Genomic DNA, 17,681 nt, shown 5'->3' on the forward strand with positions numbered 1-17,681 from the left:
ACAACACAATAGTCATTTTAAATCAAGTATACCATGTATAAACGATGGCAACAAAATTTTATATAACCCGCTATAAGCACCACTATAATAAACAAATCCATCTTTCTCACAAGTTTCTCCACCATTAGATATATTCCCATTTGTATTTCCTTTTTCTTCTACATCATTCTTTATAAAAAAATCCATTTTAGCTTGTTCACTTATTTTTTTCCATTTACACTATGTACGCCATTTCCAACCATAAGCTCATACTTTGCTCCAGCTTCAGGTGCTCCTACTACAACTGATTGATTTGTTATCGCTGCCCAAATTTACAGATACATTCACTTTGTTTCCCCTACTGTCAGTTACAACTATTGCATTTTTAGTTAAATCATCAAAAGCCACATACTTATGTAAAATAAAAATGCTATCAAACTAGAATTTGGTATTAGTAATTTTAATCTTCCAGCTTATTTATCTATATTATATTTAGCAATTCATTCAATTCTCTTATCTCAAATTTAGGTTGTATTTTAAGCTTATTAATTTTACCTTTAGAATTAAACCAGCAAGTGTCAATTCCGTATTCATTTCCACCAAATACATCAGTTATAAGGGAATCTCCAACAATTATTATTTCAGATAAATTCGATATTCCTGCTCTTTTTATTGAATAATCAAAAAATTTTTTACCTGGTTTAGTACAACCTGCATCTTCAGATATTAAAATATCAGTTATATATGGTTCTATTTTAGAATTTACAATTCTTAATTTTTGAATGTGTGAAAGACCATTAGTAACTATAAAAATTTTATATTTTAAACTTAGAAAAAATTCCTAGTACAAATAACCAACTTATAATATTTATTTCTCTTTTCCATACTTTGCTCCCCTCAGATAGAACTCCGATATTTTTTAGTACACAACAAAAAACTTTTTACTAATTTTAAAGTTCCAAGTTATTCATCTATTGAAAACGATAATCCTATTATAAATAAATATCAGAAAACTCCACTGTAGTAACTTGCACAAGTCTATTGTCCAATAAATCTGCCGTTGAACATATATCATCTTCTTTTGAAACCGTTTCATCAGGAAGAAGAATAGTAAATGTACTTCCTTCTCCTTCTTTACTTTTAACTGATATACTGCCATCTAGTACGTCAACAAGTTTTTTAACTAGAGATAGACCTATACCTGTACCTTCTGCCTGCCTTGATAAGGAACTGTCAACTTGCCCAAATCTCTCAAATATAACATCGGCTTTATCTTTCGGTATACCAATTCCATTATCCTTAACTTCAATACATATGTTATCTTTTACAATACATAGTTTTACAACTATAATCTTACCTGTAGGAGTGAACTTAATTGCATTTGAGAGAAGATTTAATAGTATTCTTTCATATTTTTCATCATCCATTGCAATTATTTTATTTTTAATGGAAGTCTTAAAGAATACTGTAACTCCCTTTTGAGATGAATATGTTTGCACAGATTCTACAATTGAATTTGTTAAAAACACCATATCTATATTTCTTTTGTGAATTTTAATTCTACCTGCATCTGCACGAGTAATATCCAGAAGATTATTTACCAATCTCAGCTGACGAAACATATTTTGCCTTATTATACTTATATATTTTTTTGCCTTATCGGATAGTTCATTACCACAAAGACAGTTTAAAGCTTGTATTGCTGTATTGATTACATTAAGTGGAGTTTTAAACTCATGTGATATTACCGATAAAAATTCATCCTTCATCTCAATTGCTTTTTCTAGAGCTTCACTTTTTTCTTTTTCAGACCGTATTATTGCCTTTTGATGATACTCTATAGCTTTATCCTTCAATATTTGCTGAGTTATATCTCTAATAGATAAAATAGCCTCCCTTACTATATCATTATCGCTTTTAACAGCACTTCCATTAACGCTTGCATAAATTTTTTTATCTGGACGATCTATTGTTAATATATAATTTTGAAAACTGCCTTTATTTAAAACTCTAAATGCAGGCAAATCCTCGCGTGGAATTTCATCACCATCAATTCCATAGTAGTATTTATTATATTTTAAGCAGTCACCAGCATTAATTTTTGCAACTGGATTATAAAAGAATTCCTTTGCCGACTGGTTCAAAAATGCGATTTTCGTTTTATCGTTTACAAGTTCTAAACCATCTGACATGCTATCAACTATTGCATTAAGTTCTTTATATTGATGCTTAATTTTCTGATCTTGTAAAACCCTTGTTGTAATATCCTGTATTAACATTATACCTGCACTGAAATTTCCTTCATTATCAAGTATTGGCTTTGCATTAACACACAAATATCTTTTATTAGGATCATAAATTATAATCATTTCATCCTTTATGGATTCACCCTTTGTTAACCTTGCAATATAGGTACTATCAAAATCGATTTTATTTCCTACTAAGTCATATAGTTTAACTCTCTCTAAATATTCTTTAGAATTACTAAATTCAAATGATAAATATTTCTTTTTTAAAGCCTTGTTTAACTTTAAACAATTTCTGTCTTTATCTACAATATATATTTCTTCCGAAATGTTATCAATAATTGCTTCTAACTGCTTGTTCTGTTGATTGATAATTTTTGCTTGTTCCTCAATTTTTCTTGTACGCAAAACCTCTTCTGTTATTTCTGTAGCCATTACAAAACAATATTTTATTTTATTATCCTCATAAATAGGAATCATTGAAAGCTTCCAGTAGGTATCGCCTCTATTAAAGCCTTCATATTTATACATATCAATGTTATACGACTTTCCAGTTTTAATTATGGTTCTCCAGATGTCTTTACATTTACTTTCTGTAAGACCTGTTACAAATTCGTATGCATGCTTTCCAATGCAATTTTCTCTTTTATTATACGGTTCATCAAAAAAGCTCATATATTTATCATTAGCATTAAGAAGTGTCGTATCTGGAATACTATACATACTGGTTCCATAATAATCATCTAAACATAATTTATTAGCCAGCGGGAATTTAATATCAAACCTGGAATTAGGCTTCTCTAAAAAAAAGTATATGCTTTCTTTTAAAATACTAATTACCTGTATATTGACAAACCTGACCTCTAAAGATTTGGTAAACAAAAAATAGTCGACAGTATCATCTATATTTTTATAGCTGACATCTGGACCGACTCTTAAAATTTTAAATACATCCGAAATATCCTTATTTATAAAATCTTCTATTTTAAACTGCGTCATATCAACAAAAGACTTACTAAGTTCAATAATTTTACCATCACTTACAATAATAAAAGGAATTTCCTTAACGTCTCTTAAGGAAGTTACTCTGTCCATAAGTATGCCCTCCAATTCTGTAATGAATTAATCTTCCTAAAATCATACTATATAATTATAACATATTATTCCATAGTTTTATATATTTTTTATTTATTTCAATTTTTTCATTAAGCCTTATATTTTTTCTATTATTTTAATACACTATAGATTTCGGCCACTAGGCTATACTTAAAGATCTCCTTTAGTATCATTTGGTGATTTCTTTAATTATATCAGTTTCAATAGTTTTAGCTACAAAATCAACAATTTCCTTTATTTGAGTTTTTGACAAATGATCTCCATATTTATTATCTAGCTTATCTAGTAAATCTACAATTTTGTTCTCTGCAAAATCCTCTGGATGCAGTTCAGCCAACTGCATTAAGAATTTTTTACATTCATTATATTTTTCATCGCCTATCTTACCCTTAACTAAGTTCAATTCAATTCTTACTTTTGTGACCACCACCGGTACCATAAGCCCTATAATAAAACCCAAGCCACCGTAAATGTAATTAACATAATCCTCCATCCTTTATATAACCTCTCTTAAAATTTCTAAATAACACAAAAAAGCTGCTTACTATATTTTATAAGCAACTTCATGTAATAGTTCCGTATTTATAAAGATAAACAAGCTGAAAGGTTGAATTTGCTAATACCAAATTGATCCTACTAAACTGGAATTTAACTCAGAGTACAAAGTACAGAGGACAGAGTACAGTGAAGGATGATTTTTCTCCGCTGTCGCTACAAAAAATCTTAAACTTAATGCACGCAAAGCGCTTAAAATATAGTGCTCAGCGTAGCTGACACTATTAAGTTCTAAGATTTACCTGAGAGAAACGAAAGGTAAATCCACCTTCACTGTACTCTGTACTTTGTACTCTGTGCTCTGAATCAACTTCCAGTTTAACAGCATTAATTTGGCATTAGTCATTTTAACCTTTCAAGTTGTCTATATATATTTCTCATAATTTTAATTATTAATATTCTGTTTTACAAATCTATAAAATTGTTTAAATTCAACATAATCCTTAAATGCATTTCTAGGTATAAACATAACTTTGTCTTCAAAGGTTACTACAAAAATATAATTACTTGTAATTACTACATCTTTAATTAATGGCCATTTATACTCCAAACTGCAATATTTTAATTCCCTTTTTATAAATTTTTCATTAATAATCAAGTGGTGATTACCATTTATATACTCTTGTTGTTTTAAAAAATATATTTTATTTTTTCTCCCTAATCTATAGAATAAAAATAATATTATAATTAGTAATAGTATATATATGCAAGTTTTATCTAAATCAAATCCAGATAAGAAGTAAAAAACTATTATAGAAACAATTAATTCAATAAATACAACAATTATATTATTTTTAATAGCTTTATTTTTTTTTATTTTTTTTGTCACTTCATGCGTTTCTTTAATTGCTTGCTTGTACCCATCTTCGTCAAGAATAAAATTAAATTCATACTCCAATAAATCCATCTCCTACTTTTCTAATCTCATTTTTTAATTGCCCTTGTGGCATAAAAAGACGGAACATTAAATTCATGAAGTCTACCTATACCATTTGTATCCTGGTATATATTCGTAAGCACAAAACCTGCTTGTAATTGTCCACCAATTTGTTCCTCAATGGTATGTGAAAATTGAATTCCCCAATCATTTTTAATTGAATCTTCGTATAGTTTTTTATTCTTTAAAGGATTAAATGGCAACTTATTTATTATCATTGTCTCTTCATCATTAAAAATATAATTAATTCCGTTATCTAAACCTGCTAATAAAATTCCTCCTTTTTTCAGTATCCTATAACATTCCTTCCAAACAGGAACAACCTCCTCAATATAACAATTAGAAACTGGATGAAAAATCAAATCGAAGGATTCATCTTCAAAAGGCAGAGGTTTAGTCATGTCTGCTCTAACTATTTTTATATCATAATTTTCCCTTTTCGCTACCTCTTTCTCACTTAACAGTTGTTTTTCTGAATAATCTAGTACTGTACACTTTGCACCCAATGCAGTAAATATAGGCATTTGTTGACCCCCTCCGGATGCCAAGCCCAATATTTCAGCGTTCTTAATTTCACAAAACCATTCTTTTGGTACGGGTTTAGTAGGTGTTAACAGCATAGACCAATCATTATTTTTTGCTTTTTCAAAAACTTCATGGCTAACAGGCTGTCCCCATTTCCAACCTTTATCAACCCATTTGTCAAAAAAATGAGAGTTTATTTCCGTATATTTTTTATCCATATAAAAATCAATCCCCTTTAAATTACTGAATTTCATCTTTATATTACTCAAAATTTTGCTTAATAAATTCCATATATCCCTTTCTCGCAACTTCATAAGAATTATCCTTGTACCATTCATAAGATTCCTTTAGCCCATCAAATAAATTTTTTTGTTTTGGTAATAACTCATTTTGTCTTGAAACATCAAGTATATATTCATAATTATAAAAACTAAAATAATCCCTTTGATTATCATGATTAGTTACATATACTTTTTCTAAAGGAGCTCCAACCGCTTCATAGCATAATTCAACAAATGTGTTTATATCCACTGCTTCCGCATTGCCAACATTTAATATATGATCCTTGGGATGTTTTTCTAGAATCTTTTCAATAACTTTACATAAATCCTCTACATGAAAAAATTGTAATTTCATCTTTCCATCGTTAGGAATATAAAATTTTCTATTTTTCAAAGCACATTCAAACACAAATGGCTCTCTATATAGGTTTTGCATTGGTCCATATAAATAAGGAGGTCTTAAAATATATGCATTAGGAACTCTTGAAAGTAAATATTCTTCTGCTTCAACCTTGTCAGCTCCATATTTACCCCAGATAGAATTCAAACCAATCTTTTGATCTTCAGAAAATGGCTGCTCATTTGTTTCTGGATAAACGGCAGATGAACTAATAAATATATAGTCTTTAAACTCGCCTAATGCATCTAATATATTTGTAATATCCTTTTGATTATATGCACATACGTCTATTACGGCATCAAAAGAATAGTTTACTAGACAAGCTTTTAAATTATTTCTATCTGCACATATTAAATTAACATTTTCTACTTGTTGTCTAGTGCCTCTGTTTAAAACATACACTTCATAATTCTTTGCTTTAAAATATTTTGCTACATATTTACTGACAAATACGGTTCCACCTGTAACTAATATACGTTTCATAAAAGCCTCCTTGAAATTATTATTTATATTACTTCTCTTTAGCCTTGTTATATAATTCTTCCCATATATTCTGGTTACCTTTTGGTACATTGAACATTAGGTTTAGTGATCTTTATGTCTTGTAATATTGCTTTTGCTTCTTTTATTGGTATATCAGAAAGATTTAGAAATTGTACTATAGTAATGGTATAGGTAAATCTTTTTCCTCCATGTTAAACCCAATCTTCGCCTGTACGCGACCCGAGTTCATCGACCACAAATCAGTGGTTTCTTCAATCTCGTAATACTGATGCAAACCTTCTCTAATTCCAGGAATTTTAGGATAGTCAATATCTACATCAAGCTCATCAGCATTATTTTAAAGCACAGCCTTTGCAAAACAAACCGCTTCAGGTCTATTTATATACTTGCCATAATTAGGAATACGATAATAGCCTCTTTTTTCGTAGAATGCTACTGCTCTTTTATTTACCAATCGTGTCTCAAGCCAAAGAGTAGAGTAACCCAGCTTTTGTGCTTGCTTTTCTAAGTAACTCAAAATTTTACTTCCAACTCCAAGCTCCTTAGTCTTAGCAAACATTCTTTTAACCTCAGCAACATCTTCATTTATAGGGCGTATTGCTCCACAACCTACGGCTTCACCAGCTTCATCATATGCTACTACAAATAAGGAACGCGGAACACAAACATCATTTGGATTAAAAGAACTTTTTCCACTGTCACCTGTTATAAGTTTTAAACTTTTAGATAGTTCTTCCATCAAATCAATAGCATCTTGTGTATTCGGCTGTGTTTCTATAATTCTCATAATTAATTATATCCTCCATTCACGTGAATCTAGATCTTCCTCTAAAAACTTCAAAGCATTAATTTGTATGCTATCAATGGTGACAATACTGCCAACTTCAGTCAATCATCATCCTTATTTTCAAATTTATTGATTATAATATAACTTATTTGATAATAAGGAATATTAATGCTATCCATACTAATATAATTGGTATTGCAAAATACCACTTTTTAGGTTTTCCATTGCCCCATAAATTTTCTGCTTCAATTCTACATTGATCGAATATTTGGGGTGGAATAAATTTTATTGTTATTGATATAAATATTGGAAGCAAAATCAAGTCATCTAATAAACCTATAACTGGTATAAAATCAGGTATAAAATCAATAGGCGACAACGCATATCCAATTGTAATACCTGCAAAAATTTTTGCTATTACAGGTGTTTCCTTCTTCCTTAAAGCAATGAATACAGCAGGTATATCTGATTTTAATTTTCGTGCTCTATGTTTTAAATTCACCCTTCAAATCTCCTACACACTTTTATCAATCTGGTCATAAATAACACTGGCAGTATTATAAATTTCTGCTTTCTGACGAATATATGGTATTCCTTCTTCCTTAAGAATTTTCTCAAATTCATCTACGTACCTCGTTGAAGCAAAACTCTGAAGAAAATCAATAGTAAACATATTATTAACGCAATTCATCTCTATAAGGTAAGTAGTAGGAATAACTATGTTATGAATCTCACGAATATACTGGCTAACTGAACCAAATGGGTCTCTGCCTGTTGAGCTTACTGAAAATGTTCCAACCTGAAACACCGAATCTGCTTTTCCAAGTTTATCAAGCTTTTCTTGAAGTCCTTCAATTCTGTCATTACTTATATACTCTCTGACCTGTCTGCTTACTTTCTTTAATATCTGCTCTTTAGAAGTTTTTTCTTTCTGCATTTTACGATACTCATAGGTCCGCTTGCCAAGTTCTAATTTTTTCATCTCTTTTGTAAGGGGAAGTTCTACCGATGTAACCAAGCATCCTCCCGCTTTATCCCTATCAAGCATAGGTCTGCTGTTCACATACATTGTAGTAACAATTGGCAGGTTTTCAACGGCACATAGCCGCCTAATAACTTCAGAAAAAAAGGTTGTTATCACTATTCCAGGAGTTCCATGATACTTTTTTACATAATTCATAAACTCCTCCTGTGGTAGTAGAAATGATATTCTTGTGGCACTTCCTTTCCAAACTTCGGGCAGCTGATAAGCTTCATAAGAATCGCCAATATCATCGTTTGGTAAAATTAGGTCATCTGTAAATGGTTCCTGCCATTCCTCATCCTCAATGCTGTTTTCCATTGTTGTAATGCCATCTGGCGATAATTTTATAGCATATTTCTCACTACAATAAAAGAAAAGTACTGTTTTCAAAACTTCCAGCATAGAAATTCCATCAAGAAGTCCATGTGAAGCATCTAAATAGATGTTTTTTTCACTGTATGACCAAGCTATCATATGATAATTTACTTCCGCGCTGCCAAGGTTTGCTGGTTTATCAGTATGCTTTACTACGATAGGTCCACTGTTATGTATATTAATATATTTACCGTCATTTTGAACAACAGCAATATGATAATATGGGTATCTCTCCATTGCTTTTTTAACACTATGTATAAGCATATCACCATCAACTATATCTTTCATAACAATCATAATTCTTATGGTCTGCGGATCACGCTTGTTTGACGCATAGTATATTGCACTAGCTGCGCGATTTGGCAGAATCATCTTCTTAGTATTATTAGGTAATTTGCATCTTTCGTTTTCCATAGTCCTCCACCTCTTTCCTTATTATAAATGAATTTTTGCCTTTTATGTAACTCTAAATTTAGCGTTTAATTTGTCTTAGTGTAGATAAAATATCTTTGTATACCAAGGCTTGCATACTATCACTATATATTGTAACATCTGCTTTCAATAAAGTTTCTTGTATATATTCTACTAAACTTGATTTATATTTTGCAATATTCGGTAATGACTTAATACATTGTCTTGCTGTAATTGGTTTTTCATCTAAAATATGTTTTAAATAATTCTCTATAATTTCATCAATTTTGTTTTCCGTATCCCATTTAGCATTAGCAGATATTAAAATAATGCCCCTACTTCTTATATACGAATTGTTATTTTCAATCATTTCAGCAAACCTATCAAAAAACTTATAGACAGCATTAGATTTTTCACTTTCAGTTTCTAACATCTGTAATGCTTGGTATGCAACTTTATTATCTTTAGAAAATAAGCTTTCAATTAATTCTGTGATACTCTCCATTGTTTTCACCCTCTATTAATTACTGTATAGCCGCTGAACTTCTTATTTAAACCTTGTTTTTCATGCAAATCATTTTCTTTTCCTCAACACCAATGTCCTCTGCAATTACATCACATTTTGTCATTAATAAGAAATAGATATTTTTGTTTTCTTCGCTCAAACATTCATAATTGGCTTGCCCCTTAGCAATTACTACATCTGACTTTTTATAAACTTCTTTAAACTCAGTACTTGTTCGATTAAGCACAGTTCCAAGAGAGCCATCGCCGTTATCTATAACTTCTGCATATTCATCAATTCCTACAGCATATGCATCTTCAGCTATAGAATCATTTACAACAGGTTTACCACGTACTCCAAAAAATATTCTAACATGTGAATTCAGTTCTTTTATTTTCTTTATAAAAAGCTTGTCCATGCAGATTTCTCCACAATTATCGCCTAAGTACAATAATGTCTTTGCATTCAAAATATCTTGCATTAGTACCTTAGAATCATCTATAGCTAGTTTTGCCTCTTCCATTTTTTCGAAATAATCAAAAATATCCTCCAATAGTGTATTGTGAATAGGATTAAAATCTATTATATTACCAATAATAGCATATCGCACCGCTAATTGAAATGAATTTTCAGCTTGCTTAAGCTTTCTTTCAAATTTGGGTAACATTTTTAAAAGCAATGTATTATAATAATTTCTAGTTTCTTTATATGGATCTGGATTATTAATATATTTTTTTATTATGTCAAAAATTTCTCCTATAATTTCTGGTGTCGTTACCTCAAAATCCATTTTACTTAGATAGGTAAAAACTTCCCTTAGTAATTCTTCCTTTTTATGAGTTCCCGTAATATCCGCCACTTTAATAGCTTGATTAACCACACATGGCAAGCATTTATCATGTATTTTCAAATTCCAAACCTCCTAAAATCTAACAACTTACTTCTATAAATAGACAAGCTGAAAGTTTAAAATTGCTAATACCAAATTCATCTCACTAAACTGGAATTTAACTCAGAGTACAAAGTACAGAGGACAGAGTACAGTGAAGGATGATTTTTCTCCGCTGTCGCTACAAAAAATCTTAAACTTAATGCACGCAAAGCGCTTAAAATATAGTGCTCAGCGTAGCTGACACTATTAAGCTCTAAGATTTACCTGAGAGAAACGAAAGGTAAATCCACCTTCACTGTACTCTGTACTTTGTACTCTGTGCTCTGAATCAACTTCCAGTTTGTAGAGATAAATTTGGTGTTAGTAATTTTAGCTTTTCAGCCTGTTTATCTCTATATTAAACTCTCATAAGAATTTTCTATTACGTTTGGCAGAAGCGTGTATATATTGCAACCACATAATTTATCAAAGTACTTTTTTAACTCTAAAAATGCTTTCCATTTATCAATAGTAAAATCCGGCAACCATGTCTAAGTGCCACATCAATTAACCTTTTCTCCATAATACAAGCACCATTCGGCAATGATATTGCATCACACAATTAAATTAATCGATCATAATCATCATATACTGCATTCTTTATAAAGCTGGACAAGAAAACCTTTTGTTCTTCTGTGCAATCAAATTTTCCAAAAAACGTATTTACATCTTGTATTGGATATGAATGTGTTAAGCATATTTTTCCAATCTCTTTTTCATTTAAACTCATCATATAATCATACCCATCAATTGTATGCATGATTGATTTTATACCTGCTCTACGTCCTATATCATGCAATAATCCCATAACATAAGCCTTATTACTATCTAATATATCAATCTTATCCGCAATTAATTTAGCGTTTAAACCAACTGACATGCTATGTTTCACCCATGGTCCCGGGTTTAGCTTTGCAGCTATTTCTAACTCTTTTTCTGCTTCTTTGGGATTTAACATAATATCTTCCTCCATAAACTAAATTTTATGATTTATTATACCATATTAACCCTCAATACTCATATAATTCAAAAATACCTTGTATGATCCCATAATTGTAAATGCATTCCTAAATTGAATAGCATATTCTTGCTCATATTTCCATACTTTTTTAAATAAATGATAATTTAGTTCTTTTGAAAGCATCACTAAAATATCTTTAAAATTATAATCCATACCAAAACGCAGACTCCAAATCTTAAGCAGTTCATCGTCTATTTCTTTATTATACTGGTCTTTACTATATCCATTTAAAAAAGCAACAACATCGTAACATTTTTCTGTTTTACAATACTTACAGGGCCTGCAAATATCATCACAATCTCTAGTAAACCTTATAAATTCTACTTTTCCATTTACAATCATATTTGCGATTAAATAAAAGTTATGCTTATAATTAATATCTGGGACAAAATTTTCTATTCCTTTTCCGTAAAGTTTTAAAATATCTAATAAATGATGTGGTTTTATAACAATATTCTCCATAATTTCTCCTTTAAATTCATTTCGAATAATTATCTAAAATATAACCTAATACTAATTTACACCATTACCTTAGGTAAGGAACAAGTTTATTTAAAAATTATAATAATCTCTTTAAAAAATCTATATTACTAGTATAGTAATCATTGGCTCTTATGTATGACCAACTACAATGGTCTATTATCAAACGAATTAAATAAACCTTTAATTTTTTATAAAACTCACTTTGAATTACCATATATTTGTTATACCCATTGAGAAATGCCTTTTTCATACTGTTTATTATCCAAAAAATACTTAAAATATAAATTTACTAAGTCATTTTCACAATTTTCAGGATAACACGATTCAAAATCAATTATTGCACTTATTTTATATTTATCATTTGCATTTGTAACTAAAATGTTCCTGCCATCAAAATCACCATGAGTTAATCTGGATTCTTTAATATTATTATATAGAAATCCATAATTATCTCTTAATATTTTAATTCCCTTCATTAGCAGTTTAATATCGGGCAAACCTTGATTGGAAATTTCCTCTATGCTATTTTCAATTTTGCTAATTGTATAATCTACATATTTATCAAGCTTAATTTTATTATTCCAATCACCTATAAAGTCAAACTTTTGAGATCAATGTATTTTTCCAAGTTCTTCTCCCATTTGCGCAAATAATAATAATTGGTTGTCCATATCAATGCGAGTGTACATTTTTTCAAATAGCTCACCGTCTATATACTCCTTTAAAATCCATTCACGAGAATTTGATTCTCCATATTTAACAACTTTAGGTACTACCATATTACTTTTTCTTAACAACTCTGATGCTTCTATTTCCCTCATTCTTCTTTTAGCTAAAGAGTATATCTTAAAAATATACCGATTCTCACCACCAACTACCACCTTATAAACTAAGTTCCTACCTATATCGTGGTTTCCTACAGGAATAATAGTAAACTCAACGTCTGTTATTATTGTAGTTAAAATATCCTTTATATCTTTATCTGTATATGGCAACATAAATAAACACCTCTATTTTATATATAGATAAACAAGCCAAAAGAATGAAATGGAGGAAAATTATCTATACTTATAGAAACCTAATTTGTTAAATTTATACCATTCGTTAATTTTTTCTACAGATTTAAGCTTCAAACACAACATAATTTCTCTAGCTCTATTCTTAAACTCTTTTTCATTTTTTCCAGTTCTTCATCAGAAGGTATATACTTTTCATTATACATTTCCTCTTTTGGTAATCTCCAAACCGGTCCAGGGTTTGGCGTGTCTCCTATGTACCTCGGGAAAAAGTGCCAGTGCATATGTACACCTTCTCCTTGACCTAATAACTCATAATTTAATTTATCAGGCTTAAATGCATTGTAAGTAGCCTCAGCCACTAATGACATTTCATTTAAGAATTTATTTCTAAAATCTTTTTCTAGAAAATGTATTTCAGTAGCATGTACCTTACATAAAAACAAAGTATATCCCTTAAAACGTTGATAATCCCCTAGTACAACATAACCTGTTTCTAACTCCTTAACAAAATATCTGTTTTTTCCTTCAAGCGTTTCCTTAATTCTATTGCATACTCCACACATACATATGCCCCCTTAAAATTCACTATTTTAGTTGTACCACAATACCTAGAAGAAGGCACCTTGGTACAACTAAATTTGAAGTTTTAGATGTCTTACCTTTACTCAACTGTTACAATATCAAATGCAAATGGAAATTCCTCAGCTTTTCTATTTTCAAAATCAACCTTATATCCAGTTCCATCTTTATAAAAGAAACCTTGTTTTAATTCTATTTTTATATAACACATATTTTCATCATTTTCGTTATTGTGTGCAAAATACCAAGTGTCAAAAGCCTTTATTAGTTTTTCCCTAATTTCATGATTTTCTTCTAATAATGGATGTCCAGCATTATTAGCAATTCCAGTAAAACGATACAATTTATTGCACATTGAAATTCTAGAATTTTTCTCAATCTCTTTTACTTTTTGTGACTTTGCATAAGAAACAATATAAAATGCGCCATTATCATAAAAGGTATCCACAAATCTAACAGAGGGAACGTTATCATCGCACGTTGCTAAAGCAAATTGATAATCTTTTGCAAACAGCTGTGTTAAAACTTTTAAACTTTTTTCGTAACTAGTCATTTTTAATATCCCCTTTACAAATTATTATTTTTTAATTAATCTAAGCTAGTTATCATTTTTATATCATCAAATTTTGTTTCTTCATTATCTCTGTTTATCCAAATACCCTTCATGCCTATTTCACTATTATCCCTAATTCAAGATAATCAGGATTATCCCGATATTGTTGTTATCCCGAAGTTTTGATACTAATTAAAATAGACCTTAGAAAAACTTAATTTTTCTGGAAAAGTACCATAAAAACTTCGGAATAACATTATGTTGGCGCTACCCCATTGATTGCTAATTTTATGAGATTTATAACATTGTCATTTTCCATGGCATATGGAATTAATGTTTGAACTAAAGATAAATTATTTTCTTCTTTATAGTTTTTAAAGCCATAAATTTCTCTGATTTCTTGCATATGCTCTAATTTTGTATTTTCTCTTTGAGCATATAATTCAAACTCTTTAGGATCTACTTCAATTTGATTAGCTATATACCTCAAAACACTTTCAGGAATATCAGACGTGTTGCTTAATGACCAACCAGGGTTACGCAGCAATGCTAATTGAACAGCAAAGCCTAATCGATTATAATTTCTTCTATGTTTATTTATGATTTTAATATCATCGGGAGAAAAAGTATAAAATTTAGCAATATCATATTCACTTATATTTTGAGGAATATTTATTAGCTCAAGACGCTGATCCTCAGTTAATAGTATTTCTGCAGCAGCCATATAATATCATCACCCTTACAATAAATTTTAAAGCTTAATATTTTTTAGCGCATTATCTTTATCCAATTGGTTAACTCCAAAATATCTTTTTGATACAGTTAAATTTGAATGATTATAAATTTCCATTATAACTGCAGGGCTTATCCCATTATTCCATAAATGGTAGCCCATGCTTTTACGCATGGTATGACAATTAACATTTTCTTTAATACCTACAGCTGCGCATGAGCTTTTTATGATTTGAGAAACTCGTTGCCTTGTTAATGGTTTAGAGATTCCTTCTCTACTTTTAAAAATATATTCATCTTCTTCATTTAGATTTAATGAATTCAAATACATTTTCAAACCTTTTACTGCCATATCATTAAGTACTAGTGTATTTAACTTGCCAGTTTTTTTCTCTTTAACAACTATGTGATCATTAAAAGTTCTTTTTTTATAATCATAGACATCTTTCCATTTTAGGCTAAGTACATCACTAACACGTAAAGGTACGTTAATCATAAAATTTATTAAGCAGTAATATTGCAAATTCCATCCAAGTAAATATTTTTTTAATGCATCTATTTGTTTTTTGTCTCTTATTGGTTCAACTTTAGACATAGAAATCATCCTTTCATTAATTTTACTTTTTATATTTATATTATATTAAAATGTAAAATTCAAAAATGAGATTACATTTTTTAAGAAAGATAAAAGTATTGTAAAGCTAATCATATCAATATTTTAAGCTATTTTTTTGAGTTTTACAATTCTTATAAATTGTAAAACTCAAAAGAAAAGCCATGTTATAAAAAATTTCTTAGAATATTTTTATATTGACATTTCATAATAATAAGTAGTATATTAAGTTTATAAGAATTTAATTATATGCTTATACATTGAAGGGAGAACAATTGATAAACAAGAATTACAAAAGTAGAAAATACTAAAGAAATTATGAAATATGGAGTTATGAGAACTCCTGCGATAGTTGTTAACAAAAGTTATAGGTTTTACGATTAATTTTGTAGTATGCTCATATTCATGTATGAGAAAAATAATTTATAAGTTTGGGAGGTATATTTATGTTTAATAATAAAGAAGAAATAAGAGGTAATATTCGTAAAAGGTATGCTGATGTTGCTAAGAATACTTCAAAAGGTTGTGGCTGTAAATCTGGCTGCTGTGGAGAAAATGAAAATACTTTAGAGTACAATCCAAATTATATCGAAGAAGTCTCTAGTAGAATTGGCTATACAAAAGATGATCTTATGAATGTGCCACAAAATGCTAATATGGGATTAGGATGTGGAAATCCTATTGCTATTGCAGGGCTTAAAGAAGGAGAAGTGGTCCTTGATCTTGGAAGTGGAGGTGGTTTTGATTGTTTTCTTGCAAGGAGGCAAGTCGGAGAAAGCGGATATGTAATTGGAGTAGATATGACTCCAGAGATGATTCAATTATCAAGAAAAAATGCTGAAAAGAGTAAGTATACTAACGTTGAGTTTAGATTGGGAGAAATAGAACACTTACCTGTTAGTGATGAATCAATTAATGTTATTATATCAAATTGTGTAATTAATTTGTCTTTAGATAAAGAACAGGTATTTAGAGAAGCTTATAGAGTTCTAAAATCTGGTGGAAGATTATCAATATCAGATGTTGTTGCAACAGCAGAGCTACCAGAGAATATAAGACAGGATTTATCTATGATATCTGGCTGTATGGCAGGAGCAGAATATGTTGACAATATAAGAGTTATGCTAGAAAAGGCAAAATTTAAAGATATAAAAATGATACCCAAAGATAATAGCAAAGAGATAATAAAATCATGGGCACCAAACACAAGTATCGAAGATTATACAGCTTCTTTTATTATTGAAGCTAAAAAAGAATAGCAGTAATAAATTTCTAGACGAATTGTTGCTAATATTTCTAACAAAATTCATTGTAATACAAAAGATTATTAAAATGTTTAATAATCTTAATTTATCACATTTACGAGTACTTTTGTGTTGACATTTCATTAAGATAAGTAGTATATTATGTGCATAAGCATTTAACTATATGCTTATGCATTAAGGAGGATAACAATGGATAAACAAGAATTAAGCGTTAAAATTTTTAAAGCTTTAGGCCATCCTATAAGATATAAAATAGTTAAGTTTTTATATAATGGTCCTATGTGCGTGTGCAAACTAAATGAGGATATAGAGTTTAGTCAAGCTAACTTATCTCAACATTTAAAAATACTTAAAGAAGCAGGTATTTTATCATGCGAAAAAATAGGTATGAATATACACTATAGTCTTAGTAGTGATGAAATTAAAAATATCATTGACAGTGTAGATAAATTTGTTATGAGCTATACTGACAATTCTAAGTAAAAATATTATAAATTTTAGGAGGATAAAATTATGGAAATAAAAATTTTAGGAACTGGATGTTCAAAGTGTAAAAAGCTTGAAGCAAATGCAAATGAAGCTATTAAGGATCTTAAGGTAGAAGCTAAGATTACAAAGGTAGAAGATATTAAGGAAATTATGAAATATGGAGTTATGAGAACTCCTGCGATAGTTGTTAATGAAAAAGTTAAAATGTTTGGCAAAGTTTGTACTGTTGATGAAATTAAGAAATACATTAGTGATGAAAAATAGAAAATACTACTGAAAAAGGACTTAATTCTATATTCCTTTAGAAATAAAGTCCTTTATATTAAAATATTATATAAGCATTTAATTATA

Annotated in this window: 23 protein-coding genes and 1 pseudogene; 4 read left to right on the forward strand and 20 right to left on the reverse strand. The window is 29.4% G+C overall.

What is annotated here, in order from left to right; genetic code table 11:
• Positions 1–12: 12 nt before the first annotated feature.
• The 20 genes and pseudogenes from LQK79_RS05380 to LQK79_RS05475 form a co-directional block, all read right to left on the reverse strand.
• Positions 13–186, reverse strand: a complete 174-nt coding sequence (locus LQK79_RS05380) for a DUF5050 domain-containing protein (RefSeq protein WP_231015806.1) — start codon at positions 184–186, stop codon at positions 13–15.
• 274 nt (positions 187–460) lie between these two features.
• Positions 461–793: an HAD-IA family hydrolase gene (locus LQK79_RS21180; protein WP_407928520.1), complete on the reverse strand. Its 333-nt coding sequence runs from the start codon at positions 791–793 to the stop codon at positions 461–463.
• 178 nt (positions 794–971) lie between these two features.
• Positions 972–3,320 (reverse strand): sensor histidine kinase, encoded by a 2,349-nt coding sequence (locus LQK79_RS05385; protein ID WP_231015807.1) that lies wholly within the window; start codon positions 3,318–3,320, stop codon positions 972–974.
• A gap of 190 nt (positions 3,321–3,510) precedes the next feature.
• Entirely contained in the window at positions 3,511–3,834 is a 324-nt protein-coding gene (locus tag LQK79_RS05390) for a hypothetical protein (protein ID WP_053241659.1), read from the reverse strand.
• A 447-nt stretch (positions 3,835–4,281) separates the two neighbouring features.
• Complete coding sequence (locus tag LQK79_RS05395; protein ID WP_231015808.1) at positions 4,282–4,794, reverse strand: YcxB family protein; 513 nt, start codon at positions 4,792–4,794, stop codon at positions 4,282–4,284.
• A 26-nt stretch (positions 4,795–4,820) separates the two neighbouring features.
• Positions 4,821–5,576 (reverse strand): class I SAM-dependent methyltransferase, encoded by a 756-nt coding sequence (locus LQK79_RS05400; RefSeq protein WP_231015809.1) that lies wholly within the window; start codon positions 5,574–5,576, stop codon positions 4,821–4,823.
• Positions 5,577–5,619: 43 nt separating this feature from the next.
• On the reverse strand, positions 5,620–6,522 hold the full coding sequence (locus LQK79_RS05405; protein ID WP_053243468.1) for an NAD-dependent epimerase/dehydratase family protein: 903 nt from the start codon (positions 6,520–6,522) through the stop codon (positions 5,620–5,622).
• Positions 6,523–6,880: 358 nt separating this feature from the next.
• Positions 6,881–7,330: a GNAT family N-acetyltransferase gene (locus LQK79_RS05415; protein WP_053243467.1), complete on the reverse strand. Its 450-nt coding sequence runs from the start codon at positions 7,328–7,330 to the stop codon at positions 6,881–6,883.
• A 145-nt stretch (positions 7,331–7,475) separates the two neighbouring features.
• On the reverse strand, positions 7,476–7,832 hold the full coding sequence (locus tag LQK79_RS05420; protein WP_053243466.1) for a YkvA family protein: 357 nt from the start codon (positions 7,830–7,832) through the stop codon (positions 7,476–7,478).
• A 12-nt stretch (positions 7,833–7,844) separates the two neighbouring features.
• Positions 7,845–9,143 (reverse strand): hypothetical protein, encoded by a 1,299-nt coding sequence (locus LQK79_RS05425; RefSeq protein WP_053243465.1) that lies wholly within the window; start codon positions 9,141–9,143, stop codon positions 7,845–7,847.
• 58 nt (positions 9,144–9,201) lie between these two features.
• A complete protein-coding gene (locus LQK79_RS05430) occupies positions 9,202–9,645 on the reverse strand; it encodes a hypothetical protein (RefSeq protein ID WP_053243464.1) in 444 nt (147 codons plus the stop codon).
• Between the two features lie 46 nt (positions 9,646–9,691).
• Positions 9,692–10,555, reverse strand: coding sequence for a damage-control phosphatase ARMT1 family protein (locus LQK79_RS05435; protein WP_231015810.1), 864 nt, complete (start codon positions 10,553–10,555; stop codon positions 9,692–9,694).
• Positions 10,556–11,138: 583 nt separating this feature from the next.
• Complete coding sequence (locus LQK79_RS05440; RefSeq protein WP_231015811.1) at positions 11,139–11,534, reverse strand: HD domain-containing protein; 396 nt, start codon at positions 11,532–11,534, stop codon at positions 11,139–11,141.
• Positions 11,535–11,579: 45 nt separating this feature from the next.
• Positions 11,580–12,059, reverse strand: coding sequence for a DUF1284 domain-containing protein (locus LQK79_RS05445; RefSeq protein ID WP_231015812.1), 480 nt, complete (start codon positions 12,057–12,059; stop codon positions 11,580–11,582).
• Positions 12,060–12,301: 242 nt separating this feature from the next.
• Entirely contained in the window at positions 12,302–12,556 is a 255-nt protein-coding gene (locus LQK79_RS05450; protein ID WP_231015813.1) for a phosphotransferase, read from the reverse strand.
• 135 nt (positions 12,557–12,691) lie between these two features.
• Positions 12,692–13,078, reverse strand: coding sequence for a fructosamine kinase family protein (locus tag LQK79_RS05455; protein WP_053243121.1), 387 nt, complete (start codon positions 13,076–13,078; stop codon positions 12,692–12,694).
• A 131-nt stretch (positions 13,079–13,209) separates the two neighbouring features.
• On the reverse strand, positions 13,210–13,662 hold the full coding sequence (locus tag LQK79_RS05460; RefSeq protein WP_053243122.1) for an HIT family protein: 453 nt from the start codon (positions 13,660–13,662) through the stop codon (positions 13,210–13,212).
• Between the two features lie 98 nt (positions 13,663–13,760).
• Entirely contained in the window at positions 13,761–14,231 is a 471-nt protein-coding gene (locus LQK79_RS05465; RefSeq protein ID WP_053243123.1) for a pyridoxamine 5'-phosphate oxidase family protein, read from the reverse strand.
• Positions 14,232–14,499: 268 nt separating this feature from the next.
• Positions 14,500–14,955: pseudogene (locus LQK79_RS05470) on the reverse strand (DUF4158 domain-containing protein); the annotation flags it as partial.
• 27 nt (positions 14,956–14,982) lie between these two features.
• Positions 14,983–15,558, reverse strand: coding sequence for a tyrosine-type recombinase/integrase (locus LQK79_RS05475; RefSeq protein WP_231015815.1), 576 nt, complete (start codon positions 15,556–15,558; stop codon positions 14,983–14,985).
• 306 nt (positions 15,559–15,864) lie between these two features.
• Here LQK79_RS05475 and LQK79_RS05480 point away from each other — a divergent pair, with 306 nt between their 5' ends.
• The 4 genes from LQK79_RS05480 to LQK79_RS05495 all read left to right on the forward strand — a co-directional run bounded on the left by LQK79_RS05480 (position 15,865) and on the right by LQK79_RS05495 (position 17,594).
• The gene (locus tag LQK79_RS05480; protein ID WP_331000641.1) at positions 15,865–15,960 is read left to right on the forward strand and encodes a thioredoxin family protein; all 96 of its coding nucleotides are present in this window, start codon (positions 15,865–15,867) and stop codon (positions 15,958–15,960) included.
• 62 nt (positions 15,961–16,022) lie between these two features.
• The gene (locus LQK79_RS05485) at positions 16,023–16,835 is read left to right on the forward strand and encodes an arsenite methyltransferase (protein WP_231015816.1); all 813 of its coding nucleotides are present in this window, start codon (positions 16,023–16,025) and stop codon (positions 16,833–16,835) included.
• A gap of 195 nt (positions 16,836–17,030) precedes the next feature.
• Positions 17,031–17,324 carry an ArsR/SmtB family transcription factor gene (locus LQK79_RS05490; RefSeq protein ID WP_231015817.1) on the forward strand — a complete coding sequence of 98 codons (294 nt, stop codon included), beginning with the start codon at positions 17,031–17,033 and terminating at the stop codon, positions 17,322–17,324.
• Positions 17,325–17,354: 30 nt separating this feature from the next.
• Positions 17,355–17,594 carry a thioredoxin family protein gene (locus tag LQK79_RS05495; RefSeq protein WP_231015818.1) on the forward strand — a complete coding sequence of 80 codons (240 nt, stop codon included), beginning with the start codon at positions 17,355–17,357 and terminating at the stop codon, positions 17,592–17,594.
• The last annotated feature ends 87 nt before the right edge of the window (positions 17,595–17,681 follow it).

Origin of the sequence: Clostridium guangxiense, assembly GCF_021043395.1 — a bacterium.
Classification (GTDB): domain Bacteria; phylum Bacillota; class Clostridia; order Clostridiales; family Clostridiaceae; genus Clostridium_S; species Clostridium_S guangxiense.

Bases quoted from the DNA above. Each gene is read 5' to 3' on its own strand.
- LQK79_RS05425 (WP_053243465.1), bottom strand. From the start codon at position 9,143: ATGGAAAACGAAAGATGCAAATTACCTAATAATACTAAGAAGATGATT.
- LQK79_RS05430 (WP_053243464.1), bottom strand. From the start codon at position 9,645: ATGGAGAGTATCACAGAATTAATTGAAAGCTTATTTTCTAAAGATAAT.
- LQK79_RS05490 (WP_231015817.1), top strand. From the start codon at position 17,031: ATGGATAAACAAGAATTAAGCGTTAAAATTTTTAAAGCTTTAGGCCAT.
- LQK79_RS05455 (WP_053243121.1), bottom strand. From the start codon at position 13,078: ATGTTGCCATATACAGATAAAGATATAAAGGATATTTTAACTACAATA.
- LQK79_RS05440 (WP_231015811.1), bottom strand. From the start codon at position 11,534: ATGTTAAATCCCAAAGAAGCAGAAAAAGAGTTAGAAATAGCTGCAAAG.
- LQK79_RS05485 (WP_231015816.1), top strand. From the start codon at position 16,023: ATGTTTAATAATAAAGAAGAAATAAGAGGTAATATTCGTAAAAGGTAT.
- LQK79_RS05405 (WP_053243468.1), bottom strand. From the start codon at position 6,522: ATGAAACGTATATTAGTTACAGGTGGAACCGTATTTGTCAGTAAATAT.
- LQK79_RS05450 (WP_231015813.1), bottom strand. From the start codon at position 12,556: ATGAAGGGAATTAAAATATTAAGAGATAATTATGGATTTCTATATAAT.
- LQK79_RS05445 (WP_231015812.1), bottom strand. From the start codon at position 12,059: ATGGAGAATATTGTTATAAAACCACATCATTTATTAGATATTTTAAAA.
- LQK79_RS05475 (WP_231015815.1), bottom strand. From the start codon at position 15,558: ATGTCTAAAGTTGAACCAATAAGAGACAAAAAACAAATAGATGCATTA.
- LQK79_RS05390 (WP_053241659.1), bottom strand. From the start codon at position 3,834: ATGGAGGATTATGTTAATTACATTTACGGTGGCTTGGGTTTTATTATA.
- LQK79_RS05415 (WP_053243467.1), bottom strand. From the start codon at position 7,330: ATGAGAATTATAGAAACACAGCCGAATACACAAGATGCTATTGATTTG.
- LQK79_RS05495 (WP_231015818.1), top strand. From the start codon at position 17,355: ATGGAAATAAAAATTTTAGGAACTGGATGTTCAAAGTGTAAAAAGCTT.
- LQK79_RS05400 (WP_231015809.1), bottom strand. From the start codon at position 5,576: ATGGATAAAAAATATACGGAAATAAACTCTCATTTTTTTGACAAATGG.
- LQK79_RS05465 (WP_053243123.1), bottom strand. From the start codon at position 14,231: ATGACTAGTTACGAAAAAAGTTTAAAAGTTTTAACACAGCTGTTTGCA.
- LQK79_RS05380 (WP_231015806.1), bottom strand. From the start codon at position 186: ATGGATTTTTTTATAAAGAATGATGTAGAAGAAAAAGGAAATACAAAT.
- LQK79_RS05460 (WP_053243122.1), bottom strand. From the start codon at position 13,662: ATGTGTGGAGTATGCAATAGAATTAAGGAAACGCTTGAAGGAAAAAAC.
- LQK79_RS05385 (WP_231015807.1), bottom strand. From the start codon at position 3,320: ATGGACAGAGTAACTTCCTTAAGAGACGTTAAGGAAATTCCTTTTATT.